Below are 17,344 nucleotides of genomic sequence, written 5' to 3' on the forward strand. Positions count from 1 at the left end.
GCTGATCAGACGTATGCAAGATCCGCGGAAATCCTGCCCCGCCAATTGGCAGTGCCGGCAAGTCCGCCCCGGGGCTGGCCTCCTGACGTTTCACGACAGCCGTCCAAAGAACCACCCCGGCCATCAAGTAGTCGGCTCCAAGAGCTTGCCGGTTCACGGGAAAATGGCATGATCTTCGGGAATGAACCAAGATCAGCAGGCATCTGACCCATAGGTATAGAATCGGATCATGCGCCCCGCGCGATCCCTTAGTCGTCACGGCTCGGCAGCGGGGCCGTGACCGAGCAGATGGACGATCCTCGCATGCTTGATGTCGCCTCCCTGACGCTGCCCATTACCGCTGACGATCCCTGCGGACCGGATCTCGACGCCATCGGAGACGTCCAATATCTGAACTTCTTCGCAGGTGCGGAATCCCTGCTGCCAATGTCGTTCTTCGAGGTCGTCAATGCCAATGGGGAGCGTGGACGCTTCGATCCAAAGGCAGTCGATTTTGCCGGCCAATTTGCCGCTGCACAGCCCCTCCTGGCGCGTACCCGCGATCTGCGCCTAAACCTGCTGCTCGCGAAGTTTTCAATCCTCAACCGCGATCTCGACGGCTTTCTTAACTGCCTGAGGGCGACCAACTTGCTGCTGCGCGAGCAGTGGGAAGCGGTACATCCGAGGGGCGAGAACGGCGACTACGCGCTTCGGGCCGTCACGGTCGAAGCAATCGACGTGTTTCCGACCGTGATCAACCCGCTCCAGTTCCTCCCCCTGATCGAGAACCGCAGACACGGCAACCTCCACTACCGTGCCTATCAAATCGCGCAAGGCGAAATTCCCGCCGGCGATGCCGACGCCGACGGGCTCGATCTCGCGACTATCGAGCGCATCGTCAGCGAGACGGATCTCGATACTCTCAAGGCAATCAGCGCGCGGTGCTCCGCGGTCGCTGCTGAAATCGCAGGTATCAAGGCGACCTGGCGTGAGAAGATGAATTCGGGGCAACCTATCAGCCTCGACAGGCTCTCCGGCTTGGTTGACGGCATGGCTGCCTGGCTTGCGGGTCTTGTCGCATTGCGTGATCCGGTGGCGATTGCCGCAACTGCGGAAGATGCCGGTCCCGTCGATACGCAGGTGCCGTTGGACGCAACCACGATGTTTGCTTCATCTGCACAGGCGTCCGCAGCGCTCGGCGCAGCGGCCGCCTATTTTGCCCGAATGGAACCATCCAACCCGGCGCTGTTGCTGGTACGTCAAGCGCAGGAGATGGTCGGCAAATCATTTATTGAAGTGATGCGGATGCTGGTGCCGTCCCACGTGGAGAGCGCTGCCATCAACATCGGGCGGGACAAAGTCTTCGACCTGCCGATCGAACGGATGGCGGAGCTCGCGACCCCGCTCTCATCAACGACGGATGAGAGCGCCCAAGATATTGTTTTTTCGGTGGAAACTAGAGCGCAGGCCTTGGGTCTGCTGACGAAGGTGGCGTCGTTTTTCCGAACCACGGAGCCGTCCAGCCCGATCCCCTTTTTGGTCGATCGCGCGCGCGACCTCGCACAGCGGGATTTCCTCAGCCTTCTGAATGATGTCCTTCCTGAGGGCGCTCTCAAGACAATCGACAAATCGTATTGAACCACCTTTCTCTCGAAGGCACTAACTGGACATAAGAATGTTTTGCCGACCGCAAGTTGAGACGCCTTAGTCAATCTGCGTCGTGCAATTTGGCTTCTGATGCGATTTCGCAGGGAGGGGAACCATGGCTACTGACAGCGGTCAAAAATTCATTCGACGAAACCGCGCACCACGCGTGCACATAACATACGAGGATCCTTACGATGCCGAGCGGCTGATCGAGCTGCCGTTCGTCATGGGCGTCCTCTCCGACCTCTCCGGCAACAACCCCGGCATCGAGAAGTCGAAGGTCGAGGAGCGTAAGTTCCTCGAGTTCGATATGGACAATTTCGACAACCGCATGGCCGCAATCCAGCCCGGCGTGACGGCGCGCGTCGCCAATCGCCTCAGCGATGGTTCCGACGAAAAGATCTCGGTCAACTTGCGCTTCAACAAGATGGCAGACTTCACTCCGGTGGCAGTCGCCCGCCAGGTGCCGGCCACCGCCAAGCTGCTCGAGGCACGCGAACAACTCGCCAACCTGCTGCGCTACATGGACGGCAAGGTGGCCGCCGAGGACCAGCTGAAAAAACTTCTCGCCGATCCTCAACTGATGGCAGCGCTGCGGGAACGCGCGACAAGCCAGTCGAGCGAACCTGGCACCGAGAGCTAAGGAAGGAATGGGGACCATGGCAAAAGAAGCTGTTCACACAGAGAGCCCTACCCAAGTCAAAACCGTCGAAGCTGATGAGTTTACCAGCCTGCTAAAGCAAAGCTTCAAACCGCGCACTGAACGTGCAGCGACCGAAGTCGAAAACGCCGTATCCACGCTCGTTCAAGAGGCGTTGAAGGACACAAGCGTCATAAAGTCGGACGTCCTCGACACCATCGAGGAGATGATCGCGCGGATCGACCAGAAGCTGACCGCGCAAATGAACGAGATTCTTCATACACCTGAGTTCCAGGCAATCGAAAGTGCGTGGCGCGGTCTCCACTACCTCGTCTTCAATTCCGAGACCGACGCCAACCTGAAAATCCGGGTGATGAACGTCTCAAAGAACGAGCTGTATCGAAATCTGCGGCTTTATCCCGATGCACGCTGGGACCAGAGCCCCCTTTTCAAGCAGATCTATGAGTATGAATTCGGCCAGCTGGGTGGCGAGCCTTTCGGCTGCCTGATCGGCGACTATTATTTCAGTCACCTCCCCACCGATGTGCAACTGCTCCGCGATCTCAGCAAGATCGCCGGCGCCGCACACGCCCCCTTCTTCAGCGGCGCCGAGCCGACGCTGATGGGAATGGACTCTTGGACCGAGCTGTCCAACCCTCGGGACATCGGCAAGGTGTTCGACACGCCGGAATATGCCGCATGGAAGGGACTGCGCGATCAGGACGACTCGCGCTATCTCGGCCTGTGCATGCCGCGCGCGCTCGGCCGCCTCCCCTACGGCGCAAAATCGGAGCCCGTGGAAGAGTTCGCCTTCGAAGAGGAGACGGACGGACACACCGGCGACAAATACGGCTGGATCAACGCCGCCTACGCAATGGCCGTCAACATCAACCGCGCCTTCAAGGAGTTTGGCTGGTGCACGCGCATCCGCGGTGTGCAGTCCGGCGGTGAAGTTATCAACCTGCCGACGCACACGTTCCCGACCGATGACGGCGGCGTCGACCTGAAATGCCCGACCGAGATCGCCATCAGCGATCGCCGTGAGCACGAACTTGCGAAGGCGGGCCTCATCCCGCTGATCCATCGCAAGAACACCGACAAGGCGGCGTTCATCGGCGCTCAGTCGCTCTACAAGCCGAAGAAGTATTTCGGCGAGAAAGGCGTGGATGCCACCGCCTCTGATAACCTGTCGTCACGACTGCCCTACATGTTCGCTGTGTCTCGCTTTGCGCACTATCTGAAGTGCATGGTTCGCGACAAGATCGGATCCATGAAGGAGAAGGATGAGCTGACGGTCTGGCTGCAGACCTGGATCAACGAGTACGTTGATGCCAATCCAGCCCTGTCGTCAGAAGCTCAGAAGGCGCGCAAGCCGCTGGCCGCTGCGAAGGTAGAGGTCATAGCAAACGAGGAGAACCCGGGATATTACAACGCGCGCTTCTTTCTTCGTCCACACTTTCAGTTGGAGGCGATGGACGTCGGCCTCAGTCTGGTTTCGCGCCTTCCCGGCCCCGGCTCCTGACGCCGCAGCATCGCAACCGTAACATGCAGAAATTTGAAAGGACTATGCTATGGCTGTCGACATTTTCCTGAAACTCGATCCGATTAAGGGCGAGTCGCTGGACGACAAGCACAAGGACGAAATCGATATTTTGAGCTGGTCTTTCGGCGAGAGCCAGTCAGGCACTTTCCACAGCGGTTCGGGCGGCGGTGCCGGCAAGGTCAGCATCCAGGACCTGCACTTCACGCACTTCGTCGACAAGGCCACGCCGGAGCTTTTCAAAGTCTGTGCGAACGGCAAGCACATTGATACGGCGATCCTCACGGTGCGCAAGGCGGGTGAAAATCCGCTGGAGTATCTCAAGATCGAGATGAAGCACATTCTGGTCACGAGTGTATCGACGGGCGGATCGCACGGCGAAGATCGCCTCACTGAAAACGTGAGTCTGAATTTCGCCAAGGTCAAGATGACGTACAAGACCCAGACGGAAAAAGGCGGCGCTGGAGCGGCGCCGGTGTTTGGCTGGGACGTTCCCGCCAACAAGGAATGGGCCTGATCGTCGGCTTCTGCTTGGCGTTGGTTGCGATTAGCTGAGCCGGCGCCGCACGGTGCGATTGCGTTGACGTCTCGGCGGGAGCGGTTACGAGCACGACCGCCTGCCGAGGCGACAACCATCCTGGAGACCAGCTGATGCTCCGCGGAAGGGCATAGCGGGCCCGGCATCTTGGGGAAGGTAAATGACCATTACTCCAAAGAGGGATCGTCTCTCTCCCCCGCTAATGCTGGCCTTTCGCTTGGCTCATGAAGCTCGCGATGCGCGCAAGAAGCTCAATTTGCGCGATGAATTCGGTGAACGGGTCATTGCCGGACGGCGTAGCGCCGGCCGCTTTCCGATCTCGGAAACGCTGTTGCGGCGGGAAATCTCTCATGACCTAGAAGCCCTTCTCAATACCATTGCTCTGGAATCGACTTTGGATCTGAGCGACCGGGATTGCGTCCGGAGATCGATCTTGAACTACGGCTTCCCCGATATCGCCCACCGCTCGATCGACGAGGTTACGGACGACGAACTCACCGACGCGTTGCGCGAGACGCTAGCGACCTACGAACCCAGACTCGACCGCAAGACGATTCGGGTTCGTCGCGACGGCTCGGTCGGCCCTGAGCAGCTGAAGCTGCGCTTCATCGTTCACGCCGACCTCAAAGCTGAGCCGCTCAACGTCCCCGTGGAATTTGTCGCCGACGTCGATCTCGACAGCGGCGACATCCAGATCAATCGACTTTAGCATGAATCGCGAATTCCTCGATTTCTACAATCGTGAACTGTCATTGCTGTACGAGCAGGCGGGAGATTTCGCCGAAGAATATCCAGGTATCGCAGAGCGCCTCGGCGGCCTGATCCGAGACCGCTCGGACCCGATGATCACGGGACTGCTGGAAGGCGCTGCCTTTCTTGCCGCCCGCGTTCAACTCAAGCTCAAGCACGAGTTCCCGGAATTCACTGCAAACCTGCTCGAGCAACTGGTACCGAACTATCTTGCGCCGACACCTTCGGCCATGCTGGTGACCGCACGGCCACCCTATGCCGACCCGGCGCTGCGTGACGGCAGGAAGATCGCGCGCGGCGCCTATTTCGACGCGACCTATCGCGAGAGAGAGCGAAGTCTTTCCTGCCGGTTTCGACTTTGCCGCGACATCGTGCTCTGGCCATTTGACGTCACAAGCGCCGAGTATTTCTCGACGGCGGGCGCTCTGCAGGCGCTTGGTATCCCGATCGGCAGTGACGTCATCGCGGGGCTGAGGCTATCGTTGACCCATCGTAGTGCGGCCCGGCTCGAGGACGAGCCGCCGGACGCGGAGGCTCGGACCAAGCCGGAAACGTGGTTCGCAGGCTGCCGCGTGAGCGAGCTTCCGATCTACCTGTCCGGTGCGGAATCCGACGCCATCGCGCTTTACGAGCAGTTGATCTCGAATTGCAGGGGGGTCTACTTCCGGCATCTCGACGACTTTGGCGATCCGGTGGTGACTCGTGCCCCCCATGACAGCGTGCAGCAAATTGGCTTCGACGAGAATGAGTCTCTATTTCCTAACGATAACCGGATCTTTCGTGGCTCGGAATTGCTGCGTGAATATTTCATGTTTCCACGCAAGTTCCTCGGCATTACCCTCACCGGACTTCGCGGCGTGATGTCACGGCTGCGCAGCAAATCGATCGATATTGTCTTCGCATTCGATGAACACAGTTCACGATTGGCCGCCTCGGTGCGCCCCGAGACGTTCAGGCTCTATACCGCGCCGGCGATCAATCTGTTCGAGAAGACGAGTGATCGTATTCCGGTCAAGTCGAATACGCACGAGTACCATGTGGTGCCAGATCGCAGCCGCTATCTGGAATACGAACCGCACCAGGTGCTCGAAGTCTACGCACACCTTCCGGCAGAGAAGGATAAGCGCCCCGTGCGCCCGCTATATTCGGCCGCCGTCGACCGGAGCGGCGGGTCGGCCGACAGGCTTTATTTCACTGTGCGCCGCTTGCCGCGGCGCCGCACAGTGGAAGAAAAGACATACGGCGCCTCCTCAGACTACACCGGGACGGACATGTTCCTGTCACTGCTCGAGCCCGGTGAATTGAGCGGCAAAGGCTCTGTCGCCGAACTGAGCGTTCGGGCTCTCTGCTCCAATCGCCATCTCACGGAGCACTTGCCGGTCGGCCAGGGCGGCGCCGATTTTCGTTTGCTGGACGACACATCTCTTGATCTGATGTGCGTCGCTGGTCCGACGCCGCCGCGCGAGCCGGTGGTGGCCCAATTGCGCAGCCGCAGCGAAATCGTCAACAGCGGCGTTGTCAGCTGGCGGCTCATCAACATGCTCAGCCTCAACTATCTTGGGCTCGTCGAGCGCGGTGGCGGCAAGAACGCCGGAGCGCTGCGCGAGATGCTGTCCTTGTTCGCCGACCAATTCGACGACGCCACGGAACGCAAGATCCGCGGCGTGCGCAGCATAGAAAGCCGCCCCATCGTGCGACGCGTGCGTGAGCGCACCGGCAGCGGCGCAGCACGTGGCTTGGAGATTATCGTCACACTCGACGAGAAGGCATTTGAGGGCAGCGGCGTGTTCTTGCTCGGGGCGATCCTGGAACGCTTCTTTGCCGACTATTCCGGCTTCAACACCTTCACCCAGACGGTCATCTCGACGCCGGAGCGCGGCGAGATCATGCGATGGCCGCCGCGCATGGGCACGCGGAGACCGCTATGACCCTGATCGACCAGATGAAGGCCGAGCCCTGGCGTTTCGATTTCTTCCATACGTTACGCCAGTTCGAGCGCGCCAACCCGGATCGACCGCGGATCGGTGACAGTGCCGCGCGCCGCGACGAATATGTCGACCTCGGCCAAGTGCCTTATCTGGAGTTTCCCGCCTCGAATCTCGCGGCCGTGGACGACCAGAGTGGCCGGCTCAGGATACTCGTCAAATTTCTCGGCCTCCTGGGCCCGCAGGGCGCCCTGCCCATTGCCACCACCGACGAAAGCCTCAGCTGGTGGCTGATGCGGGATGACGCTTTCCCGCGCTTTCTCGATCTGTTTAACGGGCGCTTCCTGCAACTCTTCTTTCGTGCCTGGGCCGACGCGCGCCCGATCGCGCAGCACGACCGCCCGGCGGACGATCGCTTCATTGCCTATGTCGGCTCCTTCGCCGGCTTGGGCACCGATGTTTTCGCCGATCGCGATACCGTTCCGGACATGGCGAAGCTCAGCTTCGCTGGACTGGTCGCGCCAAGGGCGAAGTGTGCATCACGGTTGACGCGATTCCTGCAAGGACTGTTCGAGGTCAAAGTCGAGATCGACGAATTCGTCGGCACTTGGCTCTCGTTCGACCCAAGTCACTGCAGCCGGCTCGGCGGAACGCATGCGAGGCTCGGTCAGGACGCCCTTCTGGGCTCGCGCGTGTTCAGCGTCGAGGACAAGATCAGAGTTCGGGTCTTTGTCAGAACATTTGCTCAGTACGAACAATTCCTGCCGACCGAAACACCCAACCTGTCGGAGCCACTGGCCGACGCCGTTTTCTTCTATGTCGGCGACGAATTGGAATGGGAGGTAGAGCTCGCCATTCCTGCCGGAGAGGTTGTACCGGTCAGGCTCGGACAAAGTGGTCGACTTGGATGGACTTCTTGGGTCTCGCCGAACTGGGCCTCCACAGAAGAATATCGCCGCGATGCCCGCTTTCAGCTCGGGGAGCGATTGAGATCCCGCCGGAGCGCCGCAGCCAATGCCACGGCGATTTGAACCTATCCATAGTGCTGATCGCCTAATACTATGGAATTTGAAGCCAATTCCGCATGATGACAAGCATCCGCGGAGGAGTTGAGCAGGAGGAGCCGCCGTGACCGACATCAGCATTGAAGCTGTAACGGGCAAGCTGAACCGGGCCGGCTATGATGCCTTCATACAGGCCCTCCGCCACGCAAAGAGCGCCGGCAATCGCAACGTCGAGCTTGCGCACTGGCTGTTTCATATTCTGCAGCAGGAGGGCAACGATCTCAGCCTCTCGGTCGATCACTACAAGCTCGACCGCGCGCGCTTATTGTCGGACCTGGCCGGCGTGATCAGCGGCTTTGCTAAGAACGAGACCGACATGCCGGGCGTCGCGAATTCGGTCATCGATCTGCTCGATCGCGGCTGGCACTATGCCACGCTTTTCTTTGGCGAGACCCAGATCCGCACCGGTCATCTGCTCGTTGCCGGCCTGAAATCGAACGATATTCGTCGCGCGCTGAACAACCTCTCGCGGGAATTTGCCAAGGTCAACGTCGACGCACTGGCGGCGGAACGCCGCGCTGTCTGGACCGGCTCCGACGAGGAGAACATGCGGCCGATGGACGGATCGGGCCTGGTTGGCGCCGGCACGGAAGGCGCGGCCCAAGCTGGTCCGAAGGGCACGACGCCGCTCGACCGGTTCTCCCAGGACCTCACTGCCAAGGCTAAATCGGGCGAAATGGATCCGATCCTTGGCCGGGACGAAGAAATCCGCCAACTGATCGACGTGTTGATGCGTCGGCGGCAGAACAATCCAATTCTCACCGGCGAGGCTGGCGTCGGCAAGACCGCAGTTGTCGAAGGCTTTGCGCAGCGCATTGCCGCCGGCGACGTGCCGCCACCGCTGCGCGGTGTAAGGCTCTGCGCACTCGACATCGGCCTGATGCAAGCCGGCGCCTCCATGAAGGGCGAGTTCGAGCAGCGCTTGCGGTCGGTGATCGACGAGGTCCAGAGCTCACCTACTCCCATCATCTTGTTCATCGATGAGGCCCACACACTCATCGGCGCCGGCGGCGCCGCCGGTACCGGCGATGCGGCCAATCTCCTGAAACCTCCCCTCGCCCGTGGCACGCTGCGTACGATCGCCGCCACCACATGGGCGGAATATCGCCAGTACATCGAGAAGGATCCCGCACTCACCCGGCGCTTCCAGCCAATCCAGATCGATGAACCTGATGTGGAGACCTGCTGCATCATGCTTCGCGGACTTCTCGGTCCGATGGAAAAGCACCATGGCGTTCGCATTTCGGATGCTGCGATCGTCGCAGCAGTCAACCTGTCCCACCGATACATTCCTTCACGGCAGTTGCCGGACAAGGCGGTCAGCCTGCTTGATACAGCCTCGGCACGCGTAGCCATCAGCCAGAGCGCGACGCCGGCCTTGATCGAGGATGCACGCGTGGCGATTGCCGCTCGTGAAGCTGAGAGATCTGCGCTCGTCAGCGACGGCGACCTTGGGATAGAGGACAACGAGCGCATTGTCGCGATCGACAACGACATCGCCGCACTGAAAGACAAGCTGACGAACCTCGATGGCGATTGGGCGGTCGAGCAGGAGCTCATCAAGGACATCCGCAGCATTCGTGAAATCCTGTCCAGGCCCAAGGAAGGCGAAGATCCGGCTGCCAAGCGCGCGGAGCTGCGCGGCAAGTTCGACACACTTGAGACCATCAATCCGGAAAAGCGAATGGTCTATGCCCATGTAGACCAGCAGTCGGTGGCGTCCGTTGTCTCTGATTGGACCGGCATCCCGGTCGGCCGGATGATGCGCGACGAGATCGAAACCGTGCTGAAGCTACCGGAGATCCTCAACCGCCGCGTCGTCGGCCAGTCCCATGGGCTGACAATGATCGCCAAGCGAATTGAGACCAGCCGCGCTAAGCTGGACAACCCGTCGAAACCGATCGGCGTATTCATGTTGGCTGGCCCATCCGGTGTGGGCAAGACCGAAACCGCCCTGGCGCTTGCCGAGACTCTTTATGGCGGCGAGCAAAACATGATTACGATCAACATGTCAGAGTTCCAGGAAGCGCACACCGTCTCGACCTTGAAAGGCGCACCTCCCGGGTATGTCGGCTATGGCGAAGGTGGGCGCCTCACCGAGGCCGTCCGGCGCAAGCCCTATAGCGTCATTCTGCTCGACGAGGTGGAGAAAGCTCATCCCGACGTCCATGAGATTTTCTTTCAGGTATTCGACAAAGGAACCATGGAGGACGGCAACGGGCGACGGATCGACTTCAAGAACACTTTGATCATCCTTACCACCAACGTCGGCACCGATATGATCATGGGCCTATCACGCGATCCAAAGTATCGCGACGAGCCGGAAGAGCTCGCCAGGATGCTAAGGCCGGAGTTGCTCAAGGTGTTCCCAGCGGCGCTGCTCGGACGCATCGTCTCGATACCGTACTTCCCGCTATCGGACGAGATGCTGTCCGGGATCGTGCGTTTGCAACTCGACCGCATCGGAAGGCGCCTTCGCGACAATCATAACGCGACCTTCGGTTATGACGACGCGGTCGTCGAGCACATTGTGTCGCGCTGCAACGACCCCGACTCCGGTGGGCGAATGATTGACAACATCATCACCAACACCCTGCTCCCCGAGCTGTCGCGCGAATTCCTCAGCAAGTCGCTCGCCAAGGAAGAGGTGAAGGAAGCACGTGTCTCGATCGACAACAACAAGTTCGCATATTCGTGGAATTGAGCACGATGAACATTCAAACCGAGCATCGTCACCCAAACATCGGTCCAACGCCATACGACGAGGTCTACTACCCGGGCCATGTTTATGGGCTTACTCATCCCAACCATCTTGCTACCATGGCCGCCGTTTACGGCATGCAGTCGGCGCCGGTCGAGCGTTGCCGGGTGCTGGAGCTTGGCTGCGGCGTCGGCGGCAACCTGTTGCCGATGGCCTTTCAATACCCGAACAGCGAATTCGTCGGTGTCGACCTGAGCGGCGTGACGATCGAGCGCGGTCAGAACAATGTCGCTACATTGGGCCTGGAGAACATCAAGCTTCTCCACTGCGACATCATGAATGTCGATGCAAGCTTCGGACGGTTCGACTACATCATCGCGCACGGCGTGTATTCCTGGGTGCCACCGGCGGTGCGCGAGAAGATGATGATGATCTTCAAACAGAACCTCGCGCCGCAGGGGGTCTGCTACGTCAGTTACAATGCGCACCCGTTCTCACATATGCGCGACATGGTCCGCGACATGATGCGGTATCACACCCGCCGCCTCACCGGCATGAAAGAAAAAGTAGGACAGGCCCGCGCAATCTTGAAGTTCTTGAGCGAGGGATCGAAAGCCAACTCGGTTCACGGCGCGATCATGCGCGATCAGTACAACCGCGTCCTCAAGGCGCCCGACGAGCTGTTGTTTCATGACGATCTCGACGAAGGCGCCGAGGCCTTCCTGCTGCACGAGGTTGTCGAGCTTGCAGGCTCTCATGGCTTGCAATATCTAAGCGACGCCGATTTCTCGCGACGCAATCTGGCGGGCTATTCCGAGGAGGTACGCGCGACGTTGCAACGCTTCCCGGAAACCGAGTTCATGGCACGCGATCAGTATCAGGACTTTATCGACGGTAACGGCTTTCGCCGTACCTTGCTCTGCCACGACAACGTCTCGCTCTCCCGCCAGACCGACCTCGATTTCGTCACCCGGTTCTATTTGCTGAGCACGACGAGCCCGGTTGATCCGGACGCCTGCGTAACGGACGATTCAGCGATGGAATTCGAAAATGAGGACGGTAGCAGGATCACGGTGACCAATTCGCTCTTGAAGGCGGCGCACCTATGCCTCGGCCGCGCTTGGCCTCGCGCGCTGTCATTTGACGAATTGCTCGATGGGGCGCGAGTGCTGCTTGGCGGCGGGCAGGCAGATGATGACCAAAAGGCGTTGACCGAGGCGATGTTTATCCTGGCTTGCAGCGGCGAGGTCTCGTTCCTGCTGTCGCGTCCCTTCTTATTGACGGAAGCGACCGAGCATCCGCAGGCGAGCCTGCTCGCGCGAAAACAAGCGCAAACAGGTCCGCTCGTCACCAATCTCCTCCACCAAACCGTGCAGTTGGAGGACGACCGAACCAGGGATTTCCTGCAATTGCTCGATGGTACGCGGACTATCGACCAGATCACGGCCGAAATGACCGAGAAATTCGGCCCGACCATCCAGGTAGGTCAGAAGGATCGTGCCAGGAAGCCCGCCGAGCCGCTGCTGCTATCAACGCGAGAAAGCGTTCAACGCTCGCTTGCGATGGTCGGCAAGCTGGGCTTGCTAATCGCCTGACGCGCTCATGTGCGCCGGGCACCGTGGAAGGAGTGGCGGAAGGAACCAGAAGATCTGCTACCTCCCGAAACAGGCGAGGTGCCCATCACTCAGCCATCGTGGGTGTACTGCTGGCCGAGCAGCCATCCGGTGAGAATACCACCGGGTCCGCTGGTATAGACCGGATGAAGGCCCACGCCGGCGCGCAGCATCCGCCATTCACTCTCGCCGACCCAGGGAATGCCAGGATCGCCCTTTTGGTATTGCGACAGTAACGTTTTGGCGACCTCAGCGGCATTGGCGTAAATCGGGCCGTTGGCCCAGCGCGGCCGCGGGAGGCCGGTCATGCGGCAATAGAGCGCCGTGCAGACGTACGCGGACGCCTCTTCGGCATTGGCGTCGAGGCCGGTACGCAACAGATCGTAGGCTGCATGCAGGCTCTCATGGACGATATAGGCTCCGTCCATCCGCCCCGCCGCCGACACGACCTCCAGCGTGTTCGCAGCGACCGCTGTGCCGTCCGCCCTGGTTCTCGCCACATCGTTATATTGTGCGGCAACGCCTGCCGCGAGATCCGTCGGAGCCCTGACGGTGACTCGCCCCAACCGGATCGCGCGGGCGACGTGATGGAACGTTTGCGGCGCAATCGTCACGTGGCTGCCGCGGATCGGAAATCGGAAACGAATGCGTGCTACCGCCGGCCCATTGAGTATATCCAATACCCTGCCTCGCAGTGACATCTGATCGTCCTCGCCGCTTAAAGTACCCCCTGCATAGTGGTCGCCGATTCCAGTTGGCGGGTTCAAACTGCATCGGTGCTGGGGCAATAGGGGTTTGACTCTTGCCGGAATTGGCATGGGGCCTTCGGCAACTTCATAGAACGAGCAGACATTGAACCCGAACCCGTTCGGGCGAGACCAATCTGAGGTGAGGATTGCCACGGAGGGCGCGCCATGACGACGACCGATCCGACGACGACCGACACTTACCGGAAGATCGCGGCGCGATTGACCATGCTGCGACCGCAGATCGATTTGAAGAATTACTTTGCCGGCGCCAACCCGAATGTGCGCCTTTATGACGAGAAGCCCTACATCCGACACCAACTCGAGAAGTATGGTGTCGCTGCCGCGACGACCACGCTCGACGGCGTCACCTTCCTGCCCAAGGACTGGGAAGAGCTGATCAAGAAGCTGCGCATTGCCAAGACGACGGACGGATTCGACGCATTCGCCGAAGGGCAAAGCCCGGAAAAGGCGTCGCATTGGGCTCTCGATCTGTCGATGGCGGCAACGATCGGCAAGGGGTTTCGGGAGATCTGGCGCCCAAAGCTGTCCGACAAGCCACTCTCAACGCGGGATCTCCCGGGCCGGCACGGCTTCGGGCTCGGACGCGACCGCGGACAATGGAGCGATGCCTACAGCTCGCAATTCGGCAAAGACCCGCAGCCCCAGGACATCACCTCGCTGCATTTCGCAGTAGCACCCGACCGGGTGAACGTGCACATCGACGAAACAGGCTTCGTGTTCGAGGGCGTGGACGGTGCCCTTACGGTCGGGCCGAACTTCATGCACCACGCCGGCAATGAGCTGTTCTGGAAGAGCAACTCACATGTGCCGCGTTGGGCGGCCGAACACATCGACTTGATATTGCCGAACAGCGCGAACGACTTTTCGCGCGTGGGCGTTTCGGTCGACATGTACCAGCGCAAAGATCTGCGCGTCACGGTCACCGGCTCCTGCGGAATTTTTGGCGGTTTCGAGTGCTCCGAAACCGTGAGCGTCAGCGGCACGCATGACCTGCTAGGCTCGAGGTCAAAAGGCCGACGCTAAAGCGGGGATTGCTGGTTCGATTGTCCACGCCTCCAAGCTACGAATGAGGCTCCTCCCTAGCCTACCTGTTCGCGGTCCGAATGAATGGAACCATCGAACCGCCTCAAGGTAACGGCGACCTGCGGCTGGGGCCGTTTTGAACTTTCGCTGTATCGTTCAACCCGGTCCACAATCATGTTTAGAGGCATTGCAATCGCGCTATTTGGGCTGTCCATTCTTTCGCAGGTCGATCAGGCGCTCTGTTACGGCCGAAATACAGACGCTGCGTTCAGGCTTGTGCGGGAGATTAGCCACGGTTTTGGGCTGTAGGGCCGCCGATTACCGTTGCGGCCATCACGTCGCGGTCAGCGCCGACACCTGGCCGGACAATCTCCGGCTAAGTGACATCGAGGAGCGCTTTGTCTGTTCGGCCTGCCGGATGCGCGGCGGACGTCGGGCCGAATTTCAATGGGGCCGGCCTGGCGGTCGCCGTCATGGGATGTCGATAACAAGACGGCCCCGGCCGTGGGGGGCTTTTGGGGAGTGTGGGCCGGGGCCGCTGGAGGTGCTTGGACCTTGGGAAAGCTCAAGCGTCCTGAGCCTAGGAAAAATCAGCAACCAGCACTGTTCGCTTCCGCACATTGGCTATAGAGTTCCATCGGCAGGAACGAGTAGCTGCAATGAAAGACACGCAGGCTCAGTTGGAAAAGCTCCGCAAGGATGCGGCCGAGTGCGCGCTGATCGGAGATCTGGCGACCGACTCGAAGAAACGAGAGCTGTTTACGAGGCTGGCTGATCACCTGACGGTTCTCGCCTCACAAGTTGAACGCGTAATCGCGGACAGCGTGAAGCACGATTGATGAAGATAGGCGGCGGCGGCCTTTCGAGAATCCAGTGAGGATTGGCGATTCCGGGTTTCTAAGGCTGTAGGGGTGGTTTTTGATTCGTATTTCCCTGCCAGGGCTTCGAGTGCTCATGCTCAGCAATCCACTTGACCGCGTCGCCTTCCGAAATAAAGCCCTTGATTACTTCCGTTTCGCCATCGGGCCACAGAATATCGACCCCCCAGCCAAGTCCGGGATTTTTTCGAGCCATGAAAATTGGTCGCTGCTCGAACATCCGCCGAATATGCGCCTATGGTGCCCAGGTTCAAGCCAGCTTCCTGCCGCAATCAAACTATCGCACACTGACCCCCGCATCCGGCCGCCAAGCCGGGCCGGTTCGCTTCATGTGCAAGGTCTACCCCCGACGCGCAGTAGTTCGCGCGCCTTCCGGGGCGCTCGTTGAGAGCGTGAGGCTGCTTGGTCATCCAAGGTTCAGGGAGGAACGCCTAAACTTGGTTGGCGGGGATAGTCTCCGCTTGGAGTAGCATGGATGAAATTCAAACTTACTCTTGCCGCCCTGACCGTTCTCGGTGGGACCGCATTCACAATTGCAACGGCATCGGCAATGCCGGTTGCTCCGCTGGGACAATCAAAACTCGCTAACGTTGAGACAGTAGCCCTGGTGTGTGGTCGGCACGGATGCGTTCGAACTCGCCCGGTTTATCGTCCTGCGTATCGCCGTGGCGTAGTCGTCGTTCGTCGGCCTTATGCCCATCGACACTATCGGCGCTACTGATCCAGAAGTTCCGTTCATGGGAAAAGTCTGGCGGCGAGAACTGCTGCATACGAAGAGGCCGCCCACCGAGGCGGCCTTACCTGCATGTTCCACAGACGAATACGTTCGCGTTCGCCACGTGTTCACTGCGGACTAAATTCCTTGATGCATCTCAAGGGTCGCACGAAAACTAAGGCGGTCTTACTGCTTGGTCGAAGCCGGTGACGGGCTGAACCTTGATCGCTTTTTCAATGGCGAACTTTGCCGAAATGATCGCGATTGCGCAGCTCGGCTCGGCTCAACGCCGGTCTTGGGCTTGCGGCCCGGTAGTTGAACGTCCATTTCCATCCCACGGGATTGGCAGTCTGGACCACGTTGTATTCAGTGCCGTTGTGTTCCATGGGAAGAGAACGTTTGAGTGGCTCCTTGGGTTCGCCCCTATTTCAAATCAGGCCACCCAAATTTAGGCCACCGAGGTCGGAAACAAGCGCCGAGCCTCGCCGCCAGCACTCGAGCCGGCCCAGGACGGCCGCATCTGCATCGAGCGGATCCAACGCGCCGTTCTGTTCACCTTGAAGGGGAGCGGGGAGCGAGTTCGGCTCCGCGCTCAAGTTCGCCGCTGCGCGCGGCTGGCTGGAGCTGCACGAGAGCGGCACTTACGTGAAGCTGCTAACGCCCGGTGAGGACCTTCTCGGTCGTCAATAGATGAGGATGGAAGACAGCCAAACGGTCAGGCACGCGCAGACAGCGATTGCGACATAAGGCAATGCAAGGCGCATCGGGCTTTCCCTCCGAAACGCGAATATGGATCATGTCACGCTTGGACGACGACCGCTAGGAGTTCTCGTGTTGCAATGCGCGCGCCTTAGGGACGCCCGGCGGGACGTGGCTTGAATACCGTTCTGAGCTGCCGCGCGAGAGTCTCTGGGACTTTTCGTCTCGAACCAGAGCGTCGAGCCTATCCAATTGCCCTGCGACACCCAGCCCAAGTACTCCGGAACGATCGTCCATACCGCCGCTTCGGAGAAGAATGACCGACAAGTCCATCATTCTCTTTCCGGCGATGATCAAGCCGCTACGGCTGGCGCGCGTCTACGGGTTTTTGATCCAGCGCCGAGACAGCCTCTACCACCCTGGTGGCAGTCAGCCAGCATGCACGATGGCTCTGGCCCGGAAGATGGTCGAAGGCGGCTGGCTGAAACAGTACGGGCACCGATACGAGCCGACCGAGCAAGGGCTGCGAGTGGTGGAATAACCTCATCGGACCGCAGCTTGCGCGCCTCCATTCCAAAAAAACGGCCCCAGGCCAAGGTGGCACGACCCAGGGCTGAGGCCGCTCCTAGCTACCGAACCGATAGCCTCATGCGTCTGAAACGCATGTAGAACCAAGGTTGGCCGATGGGCATCGTTCCTACGTGGTGGCCGAGCTGGCCCTGTGTTCTAGGTTGGCGACCTGTTCTCATGGATAGCCGGGGACTGGCCTGTTTCCGACCGCAGTGGCCTAATTTGATTTTGACAGTGGCCTAAGTTCGTTCCGGCGCTGGAACTGAACCTACCTTTTCTCGTTTTGGAGTCG

General features: G+C 59.8%; 13 protein-coding genes. 12 read left to right on the forward strand and 1 reads right to left on the reverse strand.

Features of this window, described 5'->3' with window-relative positions:
• Nucleotides 1-276 precede the first annotated feature (276 nt).
• From IVB36_RS00740 to IVB36_RS00780, 9 genes are all read left to right on the forward strand, one after another.
• On the forward strand, nt 277-1,617 hold the full coding sequence (locus tag IVB36_RS00740; RefSeq protein WP_247371738.1) for a type VI secretion system ImpA family N-terminal domain-containing protein: 1,341 nt from the start codon (nt 277-279) through the stop codon (nt 1,615-1,617).
• 124 nt (nt 1,618-1,741) lie between these two features.
• A complete protein-coding gene (gene tssB / locus IVB36_RS00745) occupies nt 1,742-2,269 on the forward strand; it encodes a type VI secretion system contractile sheath small subunit (RefSeq protein WP_026233414.1) in 528 nt (175 codons plus the stop codon).
• A gap of 16 nt (nt 2,270-2,285) precedes the next feature.
• The gene (tssC, locus tag IVB36_RS00750) at nt 2,286-3,788 is read left to right on the forward strand and encodes a type VI secretion system contractile sheath large subunit (RefSeq protein ID WP_204511553.1); all 1,503 of its coding nucleotides are present in this window, start codon (nt 2,286-2,288) and stop codon (nt 3,786-3,788) included.
• 49 nt (nt 3,789-3,837) lie between these two features.
• Nucleotides 3,838-4,323 carry a type VI secretion system tube protein Hcp gene (locus IVB36_RS00755; protein ID WP_018457635.1) on the forward strand — a complete coding sequence of 162 codons (486 nt, stop codon included), beginning with the start codon at nt 3,838-3,840 and terminating at the stop codon, nt 4,321-4,323.
• A 181-nt stretch (nt 4,324-4,504) separates the two neighbouring features.
• Nucleotides 4,505-5,053, forward strand: a complete 549-nt coding sequence (gene tssE, locus IVB36_RS00760) for a type VI secretion system baseplate subunit TssE (protein ID WP_026233415.1) — start codon at nt 4,505-4,507, stop codon at nt 5,051-5,053.
• 1 nt (nt 5,054) lies between these two features.
• Nucleotides 5,055-7,022 (forward strand): type VI secretion system baseplate subunit TssF, encoded by a 1,968-nt coding sequence (gene tssF / locus IVB36_RS00765; RefSeq protein WP_247362314.1) that lies wholly within the window; start codon nt 5,055-5,057, stop codon nt 7,020-7,022.
• The gene (tssG, locus tag IVB36_RS00770) at nt 6,986-8,050 is read left to right on the forward strand and encodes a type VI secretion system baseplate subunit TssG (RefSeq protein WP_018457638.1); all 1,065 of its coding nucleotides are present in this window, start codon (nt 6,986-6,988) and stop codon (nt 8,048-8,050) included. Before tssF ends, tssG begins: the two co-directional genes overlap by 37 nt.
• A gap of 97 nt (nt 8,051-8,147) precedes the next feature.
• Nucleotides 8,148-10,787: a type VI secretion system ATPase TssH gene (gene tssH, locus IVB36_RS00775; RefSeq protein WP_247362313.1), complete on the forward strand. Its 2,640-nt coding sequence runs from the start codon at nt 8,148-8,150 to the stop codon at nt 10,785-10,787.
• Between the two features lie 5 nt (nt 10,788-10,792).
• Nucleotides 10,793-12,379, forward strand: coding sequence for a class I SAM-dependent methyltransferase (locus IVB36_RS00780; protein WP_247390341.1), 1,587 nt, complete (start codon nt 10,793-10,795; stop codon nt 12,377-12,379).
• Between the two features lie 89 nt (nt 12,380-12,468).
• Here IVB36_RS00780 and IVB36_RS00785 read toward each other — a convergent pair whose 3' ends face one another.
• Nucleotides 12,469-13,011, reverse strand: coding sequence for a hypothetical protein (locus IVB36_RS00785; protein ID WP_018457641.1), 543 nt, complete (start codon nt 13,009-13,011; stop codon nt 12,469-12,471).
• A 300-nt stretch (nt 13,012-13,311) separates the two neighbouring features.
• Here IVB36_RS00785 and IVB36_RS00790 point away from each other — a divergent pair, with 300 nt between their 5' ends.
• The 3 genes from IVB36_RS00790 (at nt 13,312) to IVB36_RS00800 (ending at nt 17,023) form a co-directional block, all read left to right on the forward strand.
• Nucleotides 13,312-14,190 carry a hypothetical protein gene (locus IVB36_RS00790; protein ID WP_247390235.1) on the forward strand — a complete coding sequence of 293 codons (879 nt, stop codon included), beginning with the start codon at nt 13,312-13,314 and terminating at the stop codon, nt 14,188-14,190.
• A 659-nt stretch (nt 14,191-14,849) separates the two neighbouring features.
• On the forward strand, nt 14,850-15,029 hold the full coding sequence (locus IVB36_RS00795) for a hypothetical protein (protein WP_247385928.1): 180 nt from the start codon (nt 14,850-14,852) through the stop codon (nt 15,027-15,029).
• 1,769 nt (nt 15,030-16,798) lie between these two features.
• Nucleotides 16,799-17,023: a hypothetical protein gene (locus IVB36_RS00800; protein WP_247385927.1), complete on the forward strand. Its 225-nt coding sequence runs from the start codon at nt 16,799-16,801 to the stop codon at nt 17,021-17,023.
• Nucleotides 17,024-17,344 lie beyond the last annotated feature (321 nt).

Origin of the sequence: Bradyrhizobium sp. 35 (assembly GCF_023073215.1) — a bacterium.
In the GTDB taxonomy this organism is placed as follows: domain Bacteria; phylum Pseudomonadota; class Alphaproteobacteria; order Rhizobiales; family Xanthobacteraceae; genus Bradyrhizobium; species Bradyrhizobium canariense_D.

What these genes read in the sequence shown, in the direction of transcription:
- tssF (WP_247362314.1), top strand. Translation starts at nt 5,055, where the DNA reads ATGAATCGCGAATTCCTCGATTTCTACAATCGTGAACTGTCATTGCTG.
- tssC (WP_204511553.1), top strand. Translation starts at nt 2,286, where the DNA reads ATGGCAAAAGAAGCTGTTCACACAGAGAGCCCTACCCAAGTCAAAACC.
- tssG (WP_018457638.1), top strand. Translation starts at nt 6,986, where the DNA reads ATGGCCGCCGCGCATGGGCACGCGGAGACCGCTATGACCCTGATCGAC.
- IVB36_RS00790 (WP_247390235.1), top strand. Translation starts at nt 13,312, where the DNA reads ATGACGACGACCGATCCGACGACGACCGACACTTACCGGAAGATCGCG.
- tssB (WP_026233414.1), top strand. Translation starts at nt 1,742, where the DNA reads ATGGCTACTGACAGCGGTCAAAAATTCATTCGACGAAACCGCGCACCA.
- IVB36_RS00795 (WP_247385928.1), top strand. Translation starts at nt 14,850, where the DNA reads ATGAAAGACACGCAGGCTCAGTTGGAAAAGCTCCGCAAGGATGCGGCC.
- IVB36_RS00800 (WP_247385927.1), top strand. Translation starts at nt 16,799, where the DNA reads ATGACCGACAAGTCCATCATTCTCTTTCCGGCGATGATCAAGCCGCTA.
- IVB36_RS00755 (WP_018457635.1), top strand. Translation starts at nt 3,838, where the DNA reads ATGGCTGTCGACATTTTCCTGAAACTCGATCCGATTAAGGGCGAGTCG.
- IVB36_RS00780 (WP_247390341.1), top strand. Translation starts at nt 10,793, where the DNA reads ATGAACATTCAAACCGAGCATCGTCACCCAAACATCGGTCCAACGCCA.
- tssE (WP_026233415.1), top strand. Translation starts at nt 4,505, where the DNA reads ATGACCATTACTCCAAAGAGGGATCGTCTCTCTCCCCCGCTAATGCTG.